General features: G+C 67.4%; 22 protein-coding genes and 2 tRNA genes. 21 read left to right on the top strand and 3 right to left on the bottom strand.

Annotated features, from left to right (window positions below):
- Positions 1-77 precede the first annotated feature (77 nt).
- The 4 genes from ACZ4YL_RS04875 (at position 78) to ACZ4YL_RS04890 (ending at position 1886) form a co-directional block, all read left to right on the top strand.
- Positions 78-356 carry a hypothetical protein gene (locus ACZ4YL_RS04875; protein ID WP_468113774.1) on the top strand — a complete coding sequence of 93 codons (279 nt, stop codon included), beginning with the start codon at positions 78-80 and terminating at the stop codon, positions 354-356.
- Between the two features lie 251 nt (positions 357-607).
- The gene (locus tag ACZ4YL_RS04880) at positions 608-832 is read left to right on the top strand and encodes a hypothetical protein (RefSeq protein WP_468113776.1); all 225 of its coding nucleotides are present in this window, start codon (positions 608-610) and stop codon (positions 830-832) included.
- A gap of 8 nt (positions 833-840) precedes the next feature.
- Positions 841-1563 carry a GntR family transcriptional regulator gene (locus ACZ4YL_RS04885; RefSeq protein ID WP_468113778.1) on the top strand — a complete coding sequence of 241 codons (723 nt, stop codon included), beginning with the start codon at positions 841-843 and terminating at the stop codon, positions 1561-1563.
- Complete coding sequence (locus ACZ4YL_RS04890; RefSeq protein ID WP_468113780.1) at positions 1560-1886, top strand: hypothetical protein; 327 nt, start codon at positions 1560-1562, stop codon at positions 1884-1886. The genes ACZ4YL_RS04885 and ACZ4YL_RS04890 overlap by 4 nt, the downstream gene beginning before the upstream one ends.
- Positions 1887-2196: 310 nt before the next feature.
- Here ACZ4YL_RS04890 and ACZ4YL_RS04895 read toward each other — a convergent pair whose 3' ends face one another.
- Positions 2197-3183: a hypothetical protein gene (locus ACZ4YL_RS04895; protein ID WP_468113782.1), complete on the bottom strand. Its 987-nt coding sequence runs from the start codon at positions 3181-3183 to the stop codon at positions 2197-2199.
- A gap of 641 nt (positions 3184-3824) precedes the next feature.
- Here ACZ4YL_RS04895 and ACZ4YL_RS04900 point away from each other — a divergent pair.
- Positions 3825-4433: a hypothetical protein gene (locus ACZ4YL_RS04900; RefSeq protein WP_468113783.1), complete on the top strand. Its 609-nt coding sequence runs from the start codon at positions 3825-3827 to the stop codon at positions 4431-4433.
- A 533-nt stretch (positions 4434-4966) separates the two neighbouring features.
- On the opposite strand, the gene ACZ4YL_RS04905 is transcribed toward ACZ4YL_RS04900, so the two are convergent.
- Positions 4967-5431 carry an NUDIX hydrolase gene (locus ACZ4YL_RS04905; RefSeq protein WP_468113785.1) on the bottom strand — a complete coding sequence of 155 codons (465 nt, stop codon included), beginning with the start codon at positions 5429-5431 and terminating at the stop codon, positions 4967-4969.
- Between the two features lie 18 nt (positions 5432-5449).
- Here ACZ4YL_RS04905 and ACZ4YL_RS04910 point away from each other — a divergent pair, with 18 nt between their 5' ends.
- The 12 genes from ACZ4YL_RS04910 to ACZ4YL_RS04965 all read left to right on the top strand — a co-directional run bounded on the left by ACZ4YL_RS04910 (position 5450) and on the right by ACZ4YL_RS04965 (position 12859).
- Positions 5450-6232, top strand: coding sequence for a GntR family transcriptional regulator (locus ACZ4YL_RS04910; RefSeq protein ID WP_468113787.1), 783 nt, complete (start codon positions 5450-5452; stop codon positions 6230-6232).
- Positions 6233-6371: 139 nt separating this feature from the next.
- Complete coding sequence (locus tag ACZ4YL_RS04915) at positions 6372-6710, top strand: SCO3933 family regulatory protein (protein WP_468113789.1); 339 nt, start codon at positions 6372-6374, stop codon at positions 6708-6710.
- Positions 6711-6712: 2 nt separating this feature from the next.
- Entirely contained in the window at positions 6713-8071 is a 1359-nt protein-coding gene (locus ACZ4YL_RS04920) for an FtsK/SpoIIIE domain-containing protein (protein ID WP_468113791.1), read from the top strand.
- A gap of 79 nt (positions 8072-8150) precedes the next feature.
- Complete coding sequence (locus tag ACZ4YL_RS04925) at positions 8151-8804, top strand: DUF2637 domain-containing protein (protein WP_468113793.1); 654 nt, start codon at positions 8151-8153, stop codon at positions 8802-8804.
- A gap of 12 nt (positions 8805-8816) precedes the next feature.
- On the top strand, positions 8817-9008 hold the full coding sequence (locus ACZ4YL_RS04930) for a mobile element transfer protein (protein ID WP_468113794.1): 192 nt from the start codon (positions 8817-8819) through the stop codon (positions 9006-9008).
- Between the two features lie 17 nt (positions 9009-9025).
- On the top strand, positions 9026-9184 hold the full coding sequence (locus ACZ4YL_RS04935; RefSeq protein WP_107087187.1) for a hypothetical protein: 159 nt from the start codon (positions 9026-9028) through the stop codon (positions 9182-9184).
- 23 nt (positions 9185-9207) lie between these two features.
- Entirely contained in the window at positions 9208-9525 is a 318-nt protein-coding gene (locus ACZ4YL_RS04940) for a SpdD protein (protein ID WP_468113795.1), read from the top strand.
- 90 nt (positions 9526-9615) lie between these two features.
- The gene (locus ACZ4YL_RS04945) at positions 9616-9798 is read left to right on the top strand and encodes a hypothetical protein (RefSeq protein WP_468113796.1); all 183 of its coding nucleotides are present in this window, start codon (positions 9616-9618) and stop codon (positions 9796-9798) included.
- Positions 9795-10127 carry a hypothetical protein gene (locus ACZ4YL_RS04950; protein ID WP_468113798.1) on the top strand — a complete coding sequence of 111 codons (333 nt, stop codon included), beginning with the start codon at positions 9795-9797 and terminating at the stop codon, positions 10125-10127. The genes ACZ4YL_RS04945 and ACZ4YL_RS04950 overlap by 4 nt, the downstream gene beginning before the upstream one ends.
- The gene (gene repSA / locus ACZ4YL_RS04955; RefSeq protein ID WP_468113800.1) at positions 10124-11500 is read left to right on the top strand and encodes a replication initiator protein RepSA; all 1377 of its coding nucleotides are present in this window, start codon (positions 10124-10126) and stop codon (positions 11498-11500) included. Before ACZ4YL_RS04950 ends, repSA begins: the two co-directional genes overlap by 4 nt.
- Positions 11493-11696, top strand: coding sequence for an excisionase family DNA-binding protein (locus ACZ4YL_RS04960; RefSeq protein ID WP_352042817.1), 204 nt, complete (start codon positions 11493-11495; stop codon positions 11694-11696). The genes repSA and ACZ4YL_RS04960 overlap by 8 nt, the downstream gene beginning before the upstream one ends.
- A complete protein-coding gene (locus ACZ4YL_RS04965) occupies positions 11696-12859 on the top strand; it encodes a tyrosine-type recombinase/integrase (RefSeq protein WP_468113802.1) in 1164 nt (387 codons plus the stop codon). Before ACZ4YL_RS04960 ends, ACZ4YL_RS04965 begins: the two co-directional genes overlap by 1 nt.
- Before the next feature lie 69 nt (positions 12860-12928).
- Here ACZ4YL_RS04965 and ACZ4YL_RS04970 read toward each other — a convergent pair.
- Positions 12929-12999: transfer RNA gene (locus ACZ4YL_RS04970), tRNA-Gly, on the bottom strand.
- Positions 13000-13167: 168 nt separating this feature from the next.
- Between ACZ4YL_RS04970 and ACZ4YL_RS04975 the strand changes: the two genes are divergently transcribed.
- The 4 genes from ACZ4YL_RS04975 to ACZ4YL_RS04990 all read left to right on the top strand — a co-directional run bounded on the left by ACZ4YL_RS04975 (position 13168) and on the right by ACZ4YL_RS04990 (position 16420).
- Positions 13168-13244: transfer RNA gene (locus tag ACZ4YL_RS04975), tRNA-Pro, on the top strand.
- 164 nt (positions 13245-13408) lie between these two features.
- Positions 13409-14803 (top strand): trigger factor, encoded by a 1395-nt coding sequence (gene tig, locus ACZ4YL_RS04980; RefSeq protein WP_468113803.1) that lies wholly within the window; start codon positions 13409-13411, stop codon positions 14801-14803.
- Between the two features lie 276 nt (positions 14804-15079).
- Entirely contained in the window at positions 15080-15697 is a 618-nt protein-coding gene (locus ACZ4YL_RS04985; RefSeq protein WP_030008567.1) for an ATP-dependent Clp protease proteolytic subunit, read from the top strand.
- A 54-nt stretch (positions 15698-15751) separates the two neighbouring features.
- Complete coding sequence (locus tag ACZ4YL_RS04990; protein WP_468113805.1) at positions 15752-16420, top strand: ATP-dependent Clp protease proteolytic subunit; 669 nt, start codon at positions 15752-15754, stop codon at positions 16418-16420.
- Positions 16421-16431 lie beyond the last annotated feature (11 nt).

Consider the following 16431-nt stretch of genomic DNA (forward strand, 5'->3'; position numbering starts at 1 on the left):
TGGAAAATCTAGTCCACTAGCTCTAATCTAGTTAACTAGCTTCACTCAACGTGTTCAATCGGCGACGGAGGCCCTCTGTGCCCGCTTCGGAAGCAAGGGCCGAGGACCTCGCCGCCCGGTTGTCGGCCCTCGGGCTGGCCACGCGTGTGGAGCTGCACACCACGTACACGTCGATCGAGGCGGAGGTACCGGAAGCGCTGCCCGCCGAATCGTGGCGGGAGGTCCTGGAAGTCGTGGCGGAGGCCGACCGATTCGGGCTCCTCGCCAGCAGCTTGACCGGCCGCACCCTCTGGGCCGCCGTAAACGAAGCGGTCCCCGCGACGGGCGACGTCCGGGGACCCGGCCATCAGCGATAGGAGCTGATCAGCGTGCACAACCGTATGGGCCCAACCACCGCCCGCACCAGTGGGCGACACCTCCCCGCACCCCCACCCGCGACGCCAACGAGGACCACCTACCGATCGAGCTCGTGCGCGATCGGCACGCACCCCGAGTGCGCCCAGTCGTCCCCTGCTGCCGCACCCGTAGGCGTCCCCGTGATTTACGAGGCCTGCGACTGCCCCTGCCACACCCCGGGCCCTGCACCGGCCCCGCGGCAGGTGAACCAATGAGCGGCTGGGCTCCCAGCGGCGCCCTCGCCGCCAACATCGAGATCACTTCGGTCAGCGTGCGCCGCGGCGACGTCATCCAGATCGGCGGCCAACCGTGCCGCGTGGCCGACCTCGTCCAACTGCCCGCCGGCGCCAAACGGCTGTTCTTCGAGTCGGGTGAGGTGCTGACGATGCACGCTCGAAGCCGCCTCATCGCCCTCCGGATGATGAGGAAGTGGTGACCCGCCCCGTGCCTTCCCGCCGTCACACCATCGCCGACGACCTACGCCACCAGATCTCATCGGGCCACTTCAAACCCGGCGAACGCCTCCCCTCGGAGACCCAACTCGCCACCCGCTACACGGTTAGCACGTCCACCCTGCGAAGCGCCCTCGCACTCCTCCAGAGTGAAGGCCTGGTCGAGAAGATCCACGGCAACGGCAACTTCGTCTGCCGCCCCCTCCGCAGGATCACGTACACCGGTGGGGCACCGACCTGGACCACCTTCTCCGTGCCCTTACGTATGACTGCCCGCACCACGAACATCGAGGCACCCAGCCATCTGACCGCCGTGCTGAACGTGCCACCCGGCAGCACCCTGACCGAAGTCCTCTTCACAGCTCACGAGGGGAAGACGCCGTACAGCCTGGCCCACATCTACGTCCCCCTCGACCTCGCGCCGGTCTCCTCGCCAGCCGCCCCGCCCTTGCCCGAGCAGATAGCAGTGCGCCTGGCAGACCTCCGCCCACCGCTGGCTGAGGTCCAGGAGCGCGTCAGCGCCCGCCTCCCGACCCAGGAGGAGGCAACGACCCTCCGAATCAGCCCCTCCCTGGCGGTCCTCTCACTCACCCGCGTGGCGACCGACGCCGCCGGCCGCGTGGTCGAGGCAGCCCTCCTGGTCCTCCCCGGCGACAGAGCAGACGCACTCTTCACCACCCGCTTCGTGACCGAGGAGAGGAGCTCGAAGGCATGACCGAGAGCAACGAACTCCGCCTCCTCCCATGGTCGGGCCCCGACGACAAGCCCTGCTACCTGAGCGCCGACACCCCCACCAGCTACCTGTCCCGCCTGGCCGACAACACCGAAGAGATCCAGCTCGGATTGGGATCCGAGCTCCTGGCCCACGCCGTAGAAGTGCTCGCCGACGCGGACTCGGATTCGGAGGAACTCCGCCTACTGGCAACGGACCTGACCGGCGCTCTCCGGAACGCAGTCCGCGTAGCCACCAGCCGCGGCCACCGCCTCACACGCCCAGCCCACTCCGTCCACGAAGGACAGCCAGCAGGCCTCAGCTAGCAACAGCTCGCGCGAAACAACGGAGCGGCCCCAGACTCAGTCAGGGGCCGCTCTGGCGGCACACGGCTCCGGAGGCCCCGTGCGTCTCAGGTGTGACAGCAGGTTGAGAGCCTAGGAGCGGACTGTCACGTCTCGCCGGTCCACAAGTAGGCCGCGACCCTGCCGTTCTGTCATGCGGTCGGCGACAACTGCTTTGTACGCTCGCTCGGCTTCCTATTGCTCCAGTCTGGGGCGTGAACAGTGGTGCCACGGGTGTGATCGGCGGGGTGCCGACATCCATCGCCGTTGATGTCAGACGTCGATGTCCGGATTACTGATGCCCTGTTGTCGCCTCGGGGTGTTCCATGCGGGCCTGGGGCACCCCACCATTGGTAGGCGCCCGGGCGGATTCACTCATCGGGCACCACTCCAGCCATACGGCGATTCCTGCGTGCGCGAACCCGTGCTTGCCCTTCAGGGATTCTCCTGCGGGCACCAATGAGAGTTCGTCTGCTCCTATGCGTGCACGAAAATCCAGATCTTTGAGAGCCGGGCCGCCTATTTTAATCGCAACTGAGAGTGCGGGGACGCTCAAGATGAGAGGCTGATCTCCAATAGCGCGATGATATGTTGTGCCAACCAATCTGGATTCGCACGTTCCGGCGGGCGGGACCTCTGGAAGGCTGCTAGCTGAGATGAGATCCTCTCGGATCGTGGCGCTGCCATCTTCTTTAATCTGCACGAACGGCCGGAGCTGCTCGGCGTTCCAACTCTCCCTATGGTCCACCGCTACCCGATCTTCGATTGCAGGTTCGGTGACGGTGATCTCGAAGTCCTCAATTTCGCTGCTCGGCACCCCGTCGATGGTATGTCCCAGCCAGGGGGCGGAGGCGCCCCAGCTGTCTCTGGAGATGTTGTGCTTAATGCTCCGCGTGGTGCATCTAGCCTTCAGGATTTCTCCCGGGTCATACCAGGAGAGTTCTATGCCAATCTCCACCTTTGAGCTCATTCGATCGATGGATCCGATCGAGTCGCGCAGCTTTTCTACGTATTCCTGCGGGGCATTGGTGCCCCACAGTGTCTTCATGACCAGTCCCGCTACGTCTTTCACAAGGGCTGTCTTGAGTACGCCATCCACGCAATATCCGAGTAGGCCAGCTATGAACAACGCTTCTCCGAGGGAACCTAGAAGCTCCCCGTGCCATTCATCTTTCGAATGAAAAGCGAGGTGCACGAGAACAACAAGAAGCGCGCCGACGATTAGTGCCCCTGGCAACAAGAAACGAAGCCATACGGACTTATTCTTCTTAGTGGTCATAATTGAGCTCCATGCTATATGCCCGCTTTCTGCCCCTGATTCAATGCTCCGCTTAGGTGGGCGCCGCCGCAACCGCTACTTCCTCGAACCGGTGAGTATGAGAAAGTCGACGACTCAATCATTTAGGTGAATTTTCATTCTTTAGATCCGGAGGAGGAGGGGCGGCGGATTTGGCCGGCATCCCATCCGGGCGGAGGTTGAGCTGCGCGCGCTGGTTGGCGACGCGCTCAGGTACTGGGCCGCAATGTGATCGATTGTCCCCCGGTATTGCTTGACGGGGTCCACGCGGAGCCGGGTGAAGCCATGGAGCCGACTGGCCCCAGCCGCACGGCGAACTGACTGCCCCCGCATGGCACTGGCCAGCGGCTGAGCTGTCGCCAGTCGACATCATTGCTCACCGCTGAGCCCCATCCCGCGCCCTGCAACAGTCCGAGATGGCGCTCGCGTTTGACACCCAGCTTTGGGGGGCGCAGGCGCCGACCCCGCTCTCACGCCATGGCCCCTGCATGTCGGCTCGGCATTGCTGGTGGCCACCCTCGTTGGTGTCGATTGCGGTATCGTCCAACCTGTCGAATGGAATCACCTCTACGGGGAATTTCGCCGTCCTCTCGTTCGCGCTACCTTTCCTCAACTGCAGAGCGATGGAGGATGCGATGGCTGGCGATGCGGTGTGGTGGGAGGTGGCCGTTCCTGTGGCGGGAACCCTGCTCGGTTCGGGGCTGGGTGCGCTCTGGCAAGCGAGAAATGGAATGAAGCAGCTGAGGGAGCAGAATAGAGAGGCTCAGGCCACTCGGGAGCATCTAGTGAGGGAGGATGCGAAAGCCCGAGATGAAGTTCGCTCTCATGATTTGACGATGAAACTTGTTGACGACAAGAGGGCCGCCTATGCGGGCTTCCTGCGGGTCATGGACGACCTGGCCGAGGTGCAAGCCGAGATCTCTAAGATCGGATCTCGCGCCGAAACCCTTCCCCAAGCACCTGAGGGGGGTGACGACTCCGAGAGGCTAGAACTCATCAACAGACTGAGTTCAGCCCGAGACTCCCAGGCTCGTCTATTCGAGCAACTTATCGACGAACAATATAAGATGTTTTTGCTGGCGCCGCGGAATGTCAACGAGGCGGCAGATGGCTGGTCTAATGCCCGAAGGCGAGATGCCTCTGCCTCAAGCGTCCTGCGGATGAGGGCTGCATTCTGGGCGGAGGCTCGTAAGGATCTTGGAATCGAAGAAATCGACTCCCCCGTCGTATAGACGAGCGACGCGGCTTTGGGCGTGTTCCGCCTGGGTTGGATCGAACAAGGCGGCTGAACGACACGCTCATCAGCCACAACGAGACCGGTACCGACGCGGAGCGACCACACCGGCCAGCACCACATCGCGGCAGCAGCTGCTCCCCGCCAGCCCATTTCCGGTGGTGCGGTCGCCTCACGCTCCCGTCATCCGTGACGGCGGGGGTACGGCGCCCGGCCCAACTCAGGCCCGGCAGTCGGCCGGCCTTGCGCAAGAGGCCACCCCTCCCTCGCCGCTGGCCGTCTTTTGGAACCCCATCCCGGCCGTAGTCGGCAGCGCTCCCGGCCACGCATGCCATGTGACGGTTGCCGTGCCTGAACGCTCACTGACCCCAGCGTTCAACCAAATCAACCCGAGCCGCAGGCGTGCGGACGGCGGCCGGGCTGGAGCGGGGCGCAGACAGGAGCGCAGGCCCGGGCGACGGGCCGCGCGCGCCGCGCTGTGCGCGGCGGGTGCCTTGATGAAGTAGGGAAACTCTTACCGCGCCGCTCGGTTTACGCCGTGAGGAGCTGGCGGCCGTCGTGGCTGCGGACGTGGGGGCCCGCGTCGTCCAGGGCGTCCAGGAGGCGGATCGCGAAGACCTCGGACATTTGGGCGGACACCTCTTCCGGGGTGAGCCAGGCGACCGCGGTCGATTCCTCCGAGGTGCGCTCGGTGCCGCCCTTCGGGGTGCAGCGGAAGACCAGGGCGACGATGCCGCGCGTGGTGTTCTTGTAGACCCCGGTGAGCTCGTCCACCTCGACCTGGATGCCTGTCTCCTCCAGGACCTCGCGGCGGACGCCGGCCTCCGGGGATTCGGCGAGTTCGAGGACTCCGCCCGGGAGCTCCCAAGTGCCATTGTCCGCCCGGCGGATAGCCAGAAGTCGGCCGTCCTCGCGCAGTACTGCCCCGGCGACGGACACGGAGTGCAGTGGCGTTGACTTGGCCTGCGGGGAACCCGTACTCATGTACAGGAGCATAGGAGGAAGAGAAGGACTATGGGAACCGCAGTAGGAGGTGGCCGAGGGGCTGTGCCGCGCTACGTGCAGATCGCTGACGACATCGTTCAGCAGATCCGGGCCGGCGCATTGAAGGCCGGCGACATGGTGCCGAGTGAGTCCGAGTTGGTTGAGCGCTACGGCGTTGCCGGCGGAACGATCCGTAAGGCCATGGTGGAGGTGCGGGCCAGCGGGCTTGTGGAGACCCGCCACGGCAAGGGGTCGATGGTGAAGGCCCGGCCGCCTGTACGGCACCGGTCCTCGGACCGCTTCCGGCGTACGCATCGGCAGGAAGGACGGGCGGCGTACCTCGCCGAGTCCGCGCAGTCCGGAGCCGAGGCCAAGGTGAGCGTGCTGTTCATCGGGCCCATGGAGGCGCCGGAGGAGATCGCGCAGCGGCTCGGTGTCACCGTGGGGACTCAGGTGCTGGCCCGGCGGCGGCTCTACTTCCGAGACGGGACGCCTGTGGAGACGGCCAGCTCGTACCTGCCGTGGGACGTGGTGAAGGACATCCCTGAGCTGTTCTCTGAGAACCCCGGCCCTGGCGGCATCTACGCCCGGCTGGAGGATCACGGTCACGTCTTTGCCGAGTACGTGGAGACGCTCCAGGCCCGGCCGGCCGCCAAGGCCGAAGCCACCGAGCTGTCGCTGACCCCCGGCGCCCCGGTGGTGCACCTGCTGCGCAACGCTGTCACCGAAGAAGGTCGCGTGGTGGAGGTCTGCGACACCCTCATGGCCGCTGACCAGTTCGTCTTCGAGTACCGGATCCCTGCGCGCGACTGACGCCCGCTCAACTCCCCACAGCCCGCTGCGAGTTTCTCTTCGCGGCGGGTTGACTCATGTATAGGAGTGAGGCACTCTTCTTCATGTCACTCCTATACATGAGTGACGGAGTTGGACCTCTATAGAGGAGTGATTTTCTGTGCGCCAGATCCCCGTCGATACCACCGGCGCGACCGTGATGGTCGCCCAGCCCCCGCAGCTGAAGATGCGGGACAAGAAGACCGGTCAGATCGCCATGGACGGCGACACCGGCGACAACCTCATGACGGTGGACGTCCTGTTCGTGATGAACGGCAACGCCGAGGTCATCCCGGTGACGGTGGCCGAGCCCGGCATCTCCGGTGAGCTGGCCACGGGTACCCCGGTCGCGCTGACCGGTCTCGTGGCCCGGCCGTGGGAGAACGAGTTCAACGGCCAGAAGCGCCACGGGATCAGCTTCCGCGCGGTGGCCGTCACCTCGCTGGCCAAGGCAGGCTGAGCATGACCGCCTTATGGGTCACGCTGCTCGCGGTCCTGGTCATCGCGCTCGTTCTGCGCTGGCTGAGGCCCACCTGGTACTGGATGACCTTCGGGGTCACCTTCGCGACGATCCGCGTCCTGATCCGCTACCGCTCGGTGATGGATGCCTGCGGGCTCACCGTCCCGCCCGCCCGCTGGCGTCTGGCAATCGCCCGGGTCACCAACCGCCCCGTCCCCGAGGCCCGCTCGCCGCGCATCCTTCGACTGCGGCCCACCACAACCGGCTTGGTCCTGAGGCTGAAACTCCGGCCCGGACAGGATGCGTTCGACTTCTCCGCCTCCTCGGACCGGCTACGGCACTCCTTTGCCCTGCACAACGTCGTCTCCCGCGAGGTCCGGTCCGGGGTCGTCGAGCTGCGGATGACCGGATACGACGTACTCAAGCGCGTGCGCATGCCGGTGCCCGGGCCCGCTGAGGTGCTCCGAGTCCCAGTGGCCCTGCGTGAGGACGGGGAAGTCCATCACCGGGACTACCGGCAGGTCCCGCACGCCCTGAATGTCGGCGCCACCAAGTCAGGGAAGTCCGTCTATCAGCGCACGCTTGTCGCCGAGTTGGCCTCGCAGAACGTGGCGCTCGTCGGCATCGATTGCAAGAACGGCGTGGAACTCTTGCCGCTGGCAGCACGGTTCACCGCCCTGGCGGACAACCCGGCCGCCGCAGCTGACCTGCTGGCCGCGCTCGTCCAGTACATGGGGCGCGTCTACCAGGTGATCCGGGCCGAGCAGCGCATCAGCGGCTCCCTGCCAGATGCCGAGATCACCGCCGACATCTGGGACCTTCCCGCGCACCTTCGCCCCGTACCCGTCGTGCTCCTGGTGGACGAGGTCGCGGAGCTGGCCCTCGCCGCCAATAAGGCCGAGGAGGCCCGGCGGGACCAGATCATCACCGACCTGGTGCGCCTCGCACAGCTCGGCCGTGCCGCCGGCATCCACCTGGAAATCTGCGGACAGCGCTTCGGCTCCGAACTAGGCAAGGGCATCACCATGCTCCGCGCCCAGCTCACCGGCCGTACCGCCCACCGCGTCAACGACGAGACCTCGGCGAACATGGCCTTCGGGGACATCTCCCCGGACGCCGTCCTCGCCGCCGTCCAGATCAACAAGGAACGCCCCGGCACCGCCGTGGCTGGTGACTCCTCCGGCGGCTGGTCCCGCATCCGGGCCCCGCACACCACGCTCCGTCAGGCCGCAGACACCTGTAACGCCCACGCGCACCGCACCCCGAGCATCCCGGAGCTGGACCCCTTCCGGCCCCCGCTCCCGGTCCGCGTCCTCATCGGCAAGGTCCAGCCCACGGCCGCTGCAGCAGGTGCCTTCTAAGCACTTGGCCCAACCCGGTCGGCGCGACCTCATCGCGCCAGGTCCCTACCCACCCCATGCCTGAAAGGAGGTGAAGGCCATGACCCGCCTGGTCCGCCCGGACGCCGTCCTCGTCCAGGCCGTCATCGCCGGAGCCCTCTCCTTCGCCCACCTGCACGACCTCGCGGAAGCCGCCGGACAGGACGGCTGGAAGGCCTGGGCCTACCCGGTCAGCGTGGACCTGCTCCTCGTCGCCGCCTGGCACCGCCTACGCACCCTGCGGGACGCGGGCGAACCTTCGCGTTCGGCCTGGTCGTGGTTCGCCGTCGCCCTCGCGGCCTCGCTCGGCGCGAACGTCGCCACCGCCGGCCTTCTCGACCTGGGCGACGTGCCGGACTGGCTCCGCATCCTCGTCGCCGGATGGCCCGCGCTCGCCTTCCTCGGCGGAACCCTTCTGGTCCACCGCCCTACGTCGCCCAGCACGCCGGATCCCGCACCTGAGCCCGTCGCGGAGTCGCTCCCGGTCGTCGAGCGGGAGACAGAACCCGGCGTACAGGCCGCCTCGCTCCCCGCCCTGCCCGCCCCCGCACCCGCGCCGACCGTCACGGCACCGCCCGCCCTCGTCGCACACGCCCAGAAGATCGCCATCGACCACCGCACCCGCACCGGCTCGGAGATCGACACCGAGACCCTGCGCGCCCGGCTCGGCGTCCCGCCCCCACTGGCCGAGGCCATTGCTGCCCAGCTCACCTGACAGGAGACCGCCATGCCCGCCCGGATCAACTTCCGCTCGCTCATGAAGATCGGCCCCGTCCAGATCGGCACCTACCGCGACCGCCACGGCCGCACCAAGGACGCCGCCGTCTGCACCACCGCCGACTGCGGCTGGTCCTCCGACTACGGCACCTCGACCGCCGCCCAGCTCGCCGCCCGCACCCACCGCTGCCGCGTCAGCTGACCCGAAAGGCCAACGCCATGGACGTCCCGCTCTGGCTCGCCCTCATCGTCGTCGGCGCCCTCGGCATCAAGCTCATCCGCCCGCCCTGGTGGCTCGTCGCCGTGATCCTCCTCGGCGGCTTCCTCCTCGCCGACAGCTTCCTCGCCCCCGCCATCGACACCGCCATCAACAAGTAGCCCGCACCGGAAGGAGAACGGCCGTGTTCAAGCCCCAGTACCCCCGCCCCGACACCTACACGCCGGCGACCATCCGCCCGATCCCGGCAGCCCCCGCCGAACAGTCCCTTTCCGCCCCGGTCCCGGCCAAGGCACCGACCGCCCTCGGTGGCCTCGTCCAGAACTCGCCCGGCACCGCGCTCGCCCTCGCCGCGGGCGGAGTCGCCGGAGTGCTCGCCCTGGCCTCCATTGCCGTCTCGCTGCTCCTGGCCGTCGCCGTCACTGCGGTCGCGCTGTCTGTCAGCAGCGTCGTCCTGCTCTTCCTCGTCCGCGCCCTGCGCCAGGAGTTCAAGAGCCGTTGACCGGCCCCGGGACGGCCTCAACCGCCAAGTTTCCGCCGTCCCGGTGCCTTGCTCCTGCCCGAACCAACACATCCGGAAGGAACCACCAGCATGACTCAGAACGAGTCGGGACAGTTCTGCGCGAGCTGTGACGGCTATGCCTCTGTCGCCGTCACCCTCGGCGGCCGTAACCGCACCGGCGCCCTGCGCACCATCACCGCCCACTGCCCGGCCTGCCACGGCACCGGCAAGCGCCACAGCCGCCGGATCGTCATCATCTCGGCCGGGCGGTGACCACCATGCTGACCGACATCGACATGACCAACCCGCTGACCGCGCAGGCCACCGTGTTCGCGGCCCTCGCCCAGCTGGCCGAACTCCACCCGAACCTGCCCGGCGCCTACATCACCACCAGCCAGATCAGTCCGACCGAGGCAAGCGTCCTCCTCGACGGCCCGGCCGATCTCGAAGCCTGGCGGATGGCGACGCACACCGATGCCGACGACGTGCGGTTCGTCGAACTCAAAGGCGACAGGAAACTGCACTTCACGGCACCACTCGGTCGGATCACTCTGACGGTCTTCACGGTGTTCACCCCGGGCTCAGGGGCGGTGGCTGCGTGACCAACCCCGCGTCCCTCGCGGAGCTGGACGCCCGCCTCATCGGCGACATGCTGAAGGTGGCCGGGGCTCCCGGTTACGCCCGCTGGGAAGACCAGATCCGCCGTACCGGTGGCTGCTCCGACCCGATCCACATCACCGGCTGGACGGTCGCCAAGGACAAGACCTCGGGTGAGGTCCTGCACCGCTACTCCACCGAGAACGAACCCGGCGCCCGTCTCCGCATCGCCTGCGGCAACCGCCGCGCCTCCCGCTGCCCCGCCTGCGCCTGGACATACTCCGGAGACACGTACCACCTGATCCGGGCCGGGCTCGCCGGAGACGACCGCCGCGCCATCCCCGCCACCGTCCGCGAACACCCCCGCGTCTTCGCGACCCTCACCGCTCCCTCCTTCGGTCCGGTGCATAACCGGCCGGCCGGCCGTTCGTGCCGCTGCGGCCAGCACCATCAGGAGGACGCGGCCGAACTGGGTACCGCCCTCGACCCGGCCACGTACGACTACGTCGCCGCCGTCCTGTTCAACAACCACGCCGGACAGCTCTGGCAGCGCTTCACCACCCGGCTCCGCCGCGAGATCGCCGCGTATGCCGGACTGACCCAATGCGAACTGAGGGAGGAAGCCCGTATCTCCTACGGCAAGGTCGCCGAGTTCCAGAAGCGCGGCGCCATCCACCTTCACGCGGTCATCCGCATCGACGGTCCCGCCGGCCCTGCCTCCCCGCCACCCTCATGGGCCAGCACCGAACTCCTCGACCGCTCGATCCGCGCGGCCGTCGCCCACGCCTACACCTCGGTGTCCGTCCCGTCCGCCGCCGACCAGCCCGCCCGCACCTTCCGATGGGGGAGGCAGCTCGACGTAAGGCCGATCAAGGCTTTCGGGGACCGCTCCGACATCACCGAACAGGCCGTCGCCTCGTATGTGGCCAAGTACGCGACCAAGGCCGCCGAGAACACCGGCACCCTCGATCGGCGCATCGGCAACCGCGAGGCCCTGGTCCTCCTCGACGTCCCAGACCACACCGCCCGCCTGATCGGGGCCTGCCTTGATCTCGATCCGGTCTACCCGGACCGGCGCCTCGCCGCCTGGTCGCACATGCTCGGCTTCCGGGGCCACTTCTCCACCAAGTCCCGTCAGTACTCGACCACCCTCACCGCCCTGCGTCAGACACGCGCCGACTACCGCGCCGCCCAGGAACGCGAAGCCCGCGGCCTGGACGACGTCGAGCCGGACACCGTGCTCGTCCTCGCCTCCTGGCAGTACGCCGGCCACGGACACAGCCCGGGGGAGTCGGTACTCACCGCCACCATCGCCCGCGACATTCAGCTGAACCGCCAGACCGCCCGCGAAGCCCTGCAAGGAGAGCAGCATGAATGAGCGCTACCTCAGCGTCGTCCAGGTCGCCGAACTGCTCGGCACCACCGTGCGGTTCCCCCGACGGCTCGTCGAGGAACGGCGGATCACCTACGTGAAGGTGGGCCGACACGTGCGCATCCCCGAGAGTGCTGTCCGGGCCTACATCGACGCCCACACCGTCGAGCCGCGCCGTCGCCGTCTGGGGGTGGCTGCCTGATGGCCGGGAAGCGCCGCCCGTTCGGCCGGGTCCGCAAGCTGCCGTCCGGCCGGTATCAGGCCCGATACCTCGGCCCGGACGGGCAGCTCCGCCCCGCGCCCGAGACGTTCCGTACGAAGCGGGACGCGGACGACTGGCTCGCCGACAAACAGACCGAGATGCGTAAAGGTGATTGGCACGACCCGGACGCAGGGAAGGTCGCCTTCGGCCTGTACGCCGTCGCCTGGATCAAAGAGCGCGAGCTGACCAGCACCACGCGGCAGCTCTACAGCTCGCTCCTCAAGCACCACCTGGAGCCGGTCCTCGGCGCCGTCAACCTGGCGGAGATCTCGCCGCCCCTCGTACGTAGCTGGCGTGCCGACAAGCTCGCCGCCGGCACCGGGCCCACGACTGTCGCCAAGGCCTACGCCCTGCTGCGCGCCATCCTGGGGACGGCCGTGTCCGACGAGCTGATCCGGCGGAACCCCTGCCAGGTCAAGGGCGCGAGCTCCGTGCACACCCCGGAACGTCCGACCGCCACGGTCAAGGAGGTCTACGCGCTGGCCGAGGCGATCCAGCCGCGCTACCGCACCCTCGTACTGATGGCCGGATTCCTCGGGCTGCGCTGGGGCGAGCTGATCGGCCTGCACCGGCGGGACGTGGACCTGGAGGACAGGACCGTACGCGTCCGGCGGGCCGTCGCCGAGCTGAGCAACGGGCAGCGAGAGATCAAGGCGCCGAAGAGTGCCGCGGGCAAGAGGACGGTCTCCATTCCTGGCGTGATCCTCCCGGACCTCCACGAGCACCTGAAGCGGTACGCCGAGGTCGGCGCCGATGGGCGTGTCTTCGTCGGGGCCAAAGGGGCGACCCCGCGCCGGAACCACTTCAATCTGATCTGGCACAAGGCGTGCCGCGAGGCGGGGATCAAGGGGCTGCACTTTCATGATCTTCGGCACACGGGCAACACGCTCGCCGCGTCAACGGGCGCCAGCACACGGGAGTTGATGACGCGTATGGGCCACAGCACCGCCCGTGCCGCACTGATCTACCAGCACGCGAGCGCCGATCGGGACCGGCTGATCGCCGACGCGCTGAGCGGGCTGGTGAAGAAGGGCCGAAAGGCCACCAAGGGCACGAAGGAAAATCCACCGCCCAAGGGGCACGCAGGGGGCACGCGGAGCTGATCACGGCCCTGGGAATGACGAAGGGCCAGGTCGAGGAAACCTCCTCTGACCTGGCCCTTCGTACTTCTGAGCGGGTGACGGGAATCGAACCCGCGTAGCTAGTTTGGAAGACTAGTGCTCTACCATTGAGCTACACCCGCAACGCGCGCGCCGCAGGTCCGGAGACCTTGGCACGGACAGCATCCTAGCGGGTCGCTCCCGGTGGGTGCACACCACATTCGGCGCCGTGGCGGAGGTCCGCCCGAAATGCCTCGGGAAACCCCGCGCATCAGAGTGTCTCCAGGCATGTACCCTACGTGTCGCACCGACGGGGTGTGGCGCAGCTTGGTAGCGCGTCCGCTTTGGGAGCGGAAGGTCGTCGGTTCGAATCCGGCCACCCCGACCATCAGCAGTGTCTCCACAAGATCGCGTTGTGGGCTGATTGCCGCTTGCGGTTACTATGCAAGCTGCGTGCCCGTGTGTCTGATGTACCGGGCCGAAGTCCGCTGAACCGCTGAATCACAGCGCGACGGCAGAATCCCCAGCAGTCAGCCACAAGGAGACCGAACCGTGAAGAGCGCCGTGGAGACCCTGAACCCGACTCGGGTTCGGCTCACTGTTGAGGTGCCCTTCGAGGAGCTCAAGGACAGCCTCGACGCGGCGTACAAGAAGATCAACCAGCAGGTCACGGTGAAGGGCTTCCGCAAGGGCAAGATCCCGGCCCGCGTCATCGACCAGCGCTTCGGCCGCGGTGCGGTGCTGGAGGAGGCCGTCAACGACGCGCTCCCGAAGTTCTACACCGAGGCCGTCAACGAGGCCGACCTGAACCCGCTGGGCCAGCCCGACGTGGACATCACCGAGCTGAAGGACGGCGAGGTCCTCGCCTTCACCGCCGAGGTCGACGTCCGTCCCGAGATCGAGATCCCGGACTTCTCCGGCATCGAGGTCGAGGTCGACGCCATCGAGGTCTCGGACGAGGACGTCGAGAAGTCCGTCGAGCAGCTGCGCGGCCGCTTCGCGTCCACCACGGACGTCGAGCGCGCCGCCGCCGAGGGTGACGTCGTCACCATCGACCTCGAGGCCAAGGTCGACGGCGAGGTGCTGCCCGACGGCGTCGCCTCCGACGTCTCCTACACCATCGGCTCGGGCGAGCTCCTCGAGGGCATCGACGAGGCCGTCACCGGCCTGGAGGCCGGCGGCGAGGCCACCTTCACCTCGCAGCTGAAGGGCGGCTCCGCCGAGGGCAAGGATGCCGAGGTCACCGTCAAGGTCACCAAGGTCTCCGCCAAGGAGCTCCCGGCGCTGGACGACGAGTTCGCGCAGCTGGCGAGCGAGTTCGACACCATCGAGGACCTCAAGGCGGACAGCCGCAAGCGCCTCGAGAACATGAAGCAGTACGACCAGGCCACGCAGGCCCAGGAGCGCGTCCTGGAGAAGCTGCTGGAGCTCGTCGAGGTCCCGATCCCCGAGAAGCTCCTCGCGGACGAGGTCCAGACCCGCAAGCACAACCTGGAGCACCACCAGCTCGGCCAGATGGGTCTGACCATCGAGAAGTACCTGGAGTTCCAGGGCAAGACGGTCGAGGAGTTCGACGCCGAGACCTCCGAGCAGGCGATCAAGGGCATCAAGACCCAGTTCGTCCTCGACGCGCTGGTCAACAAGGAGAAGCTGGGCGTCAACCAGGAGGAGCTCACCGAGCACCTCATGCGCCGTGCCCAGTCCTCCGGCATGTCCCCCGACCAGTTCGCCCAGGCGGTCGTCGAGGGTGGCCAGGTTCCGATGCTGGTCGGCGAGGTCGCCCGCGGCAAGGCCCTCGCGGTCGTCGTCGAGGCCGCCAAGGTCGTCGACACCAACGGTGACGTCGTGGACCTGTCCGACGACGAGGACGAGGTCGAGACGGCCGCCGAGACCGTCGAGGCCGCCGTCGACGGTGACGACGAGGTCAAGGCCGACGAGGCCAAGTAACACCCCGGGCGAAGCCCACTGAGCAGTGCCCCGAAGGGCCCGGACACAGCCGTGTCCGGGCCCTTCGGCATGGTGCCCGGAAGGCCCCGGGAGCTTGCGCTCCGAGCGAACAGTTCGGGAAGCGGGATGGCGTTGTCCTACCTGCGCGTTAGGGTCCATGAATACGAGGGCACGTGAGTACCCGGGCGCCGGCGGACCCGTCCGCTCCGGCCGGACCGGACCCCAGAACGAGACGCTGAGACGGCACATGGCCGTCGGAGACGAGCAGGTGGATACGTGACGAATCTGAAGCCTTACGCCGCGGGTGAGCCGTCCATCGGTGGCGGCCTCGGCGACCATGTCTACAACCGGCTGCTCGGCGAGCGCATCATCTTCCTCGGCCAGCAGGTCGACGACGACATCGCCAACAAGATCACCGCGCAGCTCCTGCTCCTGGCCGCCGAGCCGGAGAAGGACATCTACCTCTACATCAACAGCCCCGGTGGCTCCGTGACGGCCGGTATGGCCGTCTACGACACCATGCAGTTCATCCCGAACGACGTCGTCACCATCGGTATGGGCATGGCGGCCTCGATGGGGCAGTTCCTGCTCACCGGTGGCGCCAAGGGCAAGCGCTTCGCCCTGCCGAACACCGACATCCTGATGCACCAGGGCTCCGCCGGTATCGGTGGCACCGCGTCGGACATCAAGATCCAGGCCCAGTACCTGCTGCGCACCAAGCAGCGGATGGCCGAGATCACCGCGTTCCACTCGGGCCAGACCGTCGAGGCGATCATCCGCGACGGTGACCGTGACCGCTGGTTCACGGCCGAGGAGGCCAAGGACTACGGCCTCATCGACGAGATCATCTCGGCCGCGTCCAACGCGCCGGGCGGCGGCGGCACCGGGGCCTGATCCAGGCCCCACCGTCAGTACCCGTCAGCCGACAGCCCGCAGAACGCCACCAGGATGGTGAACACCCAGATGCAGAACAACCTCTCCGCGAGCGGCCTCTACACCGGCCCGCAGGTGGACAACCGCTACGTCATCCCGCGCTTCGTCGAGCGCACCTCGCAGGGCGTGCGCGAGTACGACCCGTACGCGAAGCTCTTCGAGGAGCGCGTGATCTTCCTCGGCGTGCAGATCGACGACGCGTCCGCCAACGACGTCATGGCGCAGCTGCTGTGCCTGGAGTCGATGGACCCGGACCGCGACATCTCCATCTACATCAACAGCCCCGGTGGCTCCTTCACCGCGCTGACGGCGATCTACGACACGATGCAGTTCGTGAAGCCGGACATCCAGACGGTCTGCATGGGCCAGGCGGCGTCCGCCGCCGCGGTCCTGCTGGCCGCCGGTACCCCCGGCAAGCGCATGGCCCTGCCGAACGCCCGCGTGCTGATCCACCAGCCCTCCGGTGGCACCGGCCGCGAGCAGCTCTCCGACCTGGAGATCGCGGCCAACGAGATCCTGCGCATGCGTGACCAGCTGGAGACCATGCTGGCCAAGCACTCGACGACGCCGATCGAGAAGATCCGCGACGACATCGAGCGCGACAAGATCCTCACGGCCGAGGACGCGCTCGCATACGGGCTGATCGACCAGATCGTCTCCACCCGTAAGAGCAGCAAGGCCTGATCCTTGCCACC

Source organism: Streptomyces sp. NPDC030021 (assembly GCF_055574035.1).

Excerpts from the sequence above, each read along its gene's own strand:
- ACZ4YL_RS04880 (WP_468113776.1), top strand. The coding sequence starts at position 608 with ATGAGCGGCTGGGCTCCCAGCGGCGCCCTCGCCGCCAACATCGAGATC.
- ACZ4YL_RS04890 (WP_468113780.1), top strand. The coding sequence starts at position 1,560 with ATGACCGAGAGCAACGAACTCCGCCTCCTCCCATGGTCGGGCCCCGAC.
- ACZ4YL_RS04895 (WP_468113782.1), bottom strand. The coding sequence starts at position 3,183 with ATGACCACTAAGAAGAATAAGTCCGTATGGCTTCGTTTCTTGTTGCCA.
- ACZ4YL_RS04900 (WP_468113783.1), top strand. The coding sequence starts at position 3,825 with ATGGAGGATGCGATGGCTGGCGATGCGGTGTGGTGGGAGGTGGCCGTT.
- ACZ4YL_RS04905 (WP_468113785.1), bottom strand. The coding sequence starts at position 5,431 with ATGCTCCTGTACATGAGTACGGGTTCCCCGCAGGCCAAGTCAACGCCA.
- ACZ4YL_RS04910 (WP_468113787.1), top strand. The coding sequence starts at position 5,450 with ATGGGAACCGCAGTAGGAGGTGGCCGAGGGGCTGTGCCGCGCTACGTG.
- ACZ4YL_RS04920 (WP_468113791.1), top strand. The coding sequence starts at position 6,713 with ATGACCGCCTTATGGGTCACGCTGCTCGCGGTCCTGGTCATCGCGCTC.
- ACZ4YL_RS04925 (WP_468113793.1), top strand. The coding sequence starts at position 8,151 with ATGACCCGCCTGGTCCGCCCGGACGCCGTCCTCGTCCAGGCCGTCATC.
- ACZ4YL_RS04930 (WP_468113794.1), top strand. The coding sequence starts at position 8,817 with ATGCCCGCCCGGATCAACTTCCGCTCGCTCATGAAGATCGGCCCCGTC.
- ACZ4YL_RS04935 (WP_107087187.1), top strand. The coding sequence starts at position 9,026 with ATGGACGTCCCGCTCTGGCTCGCCCTCATCGTCGTCGGCGCCCTCGGC.
- ACZ4YL_RS04945 (WP_468113796.1), top strand. The coding sequence starts at position 9,616 with ATGACTCAGAACGAGTCGGGACAGTTCTGCGCGAGCTGTGACGGCTAT.
- ACZ4YL_RS04960 (WP_352042817.1), top strand. The coding sequence starts at position 11,493 with ATGAATGAGCGCTACCTCAGCGTCGTCCAGGTCGCCGAACTGCTCGGC.
- ACZ4YL_RS04965 (WP_468113802.1), top strand. The coding sequence starts at position 11,696 with ATGGCCGGGAAGCGCCGCCCGTTCGGCCGGGTCCGCAAGCTGCCGTCC.
- ACZ4YL_RS04990 (WP_468113805.1), top strand. The coding sequence starts at position 15,752 with ATGGTGAACACCCAGATGCAGAACAACCTCTCCGCGAGCGGCCTCTAC.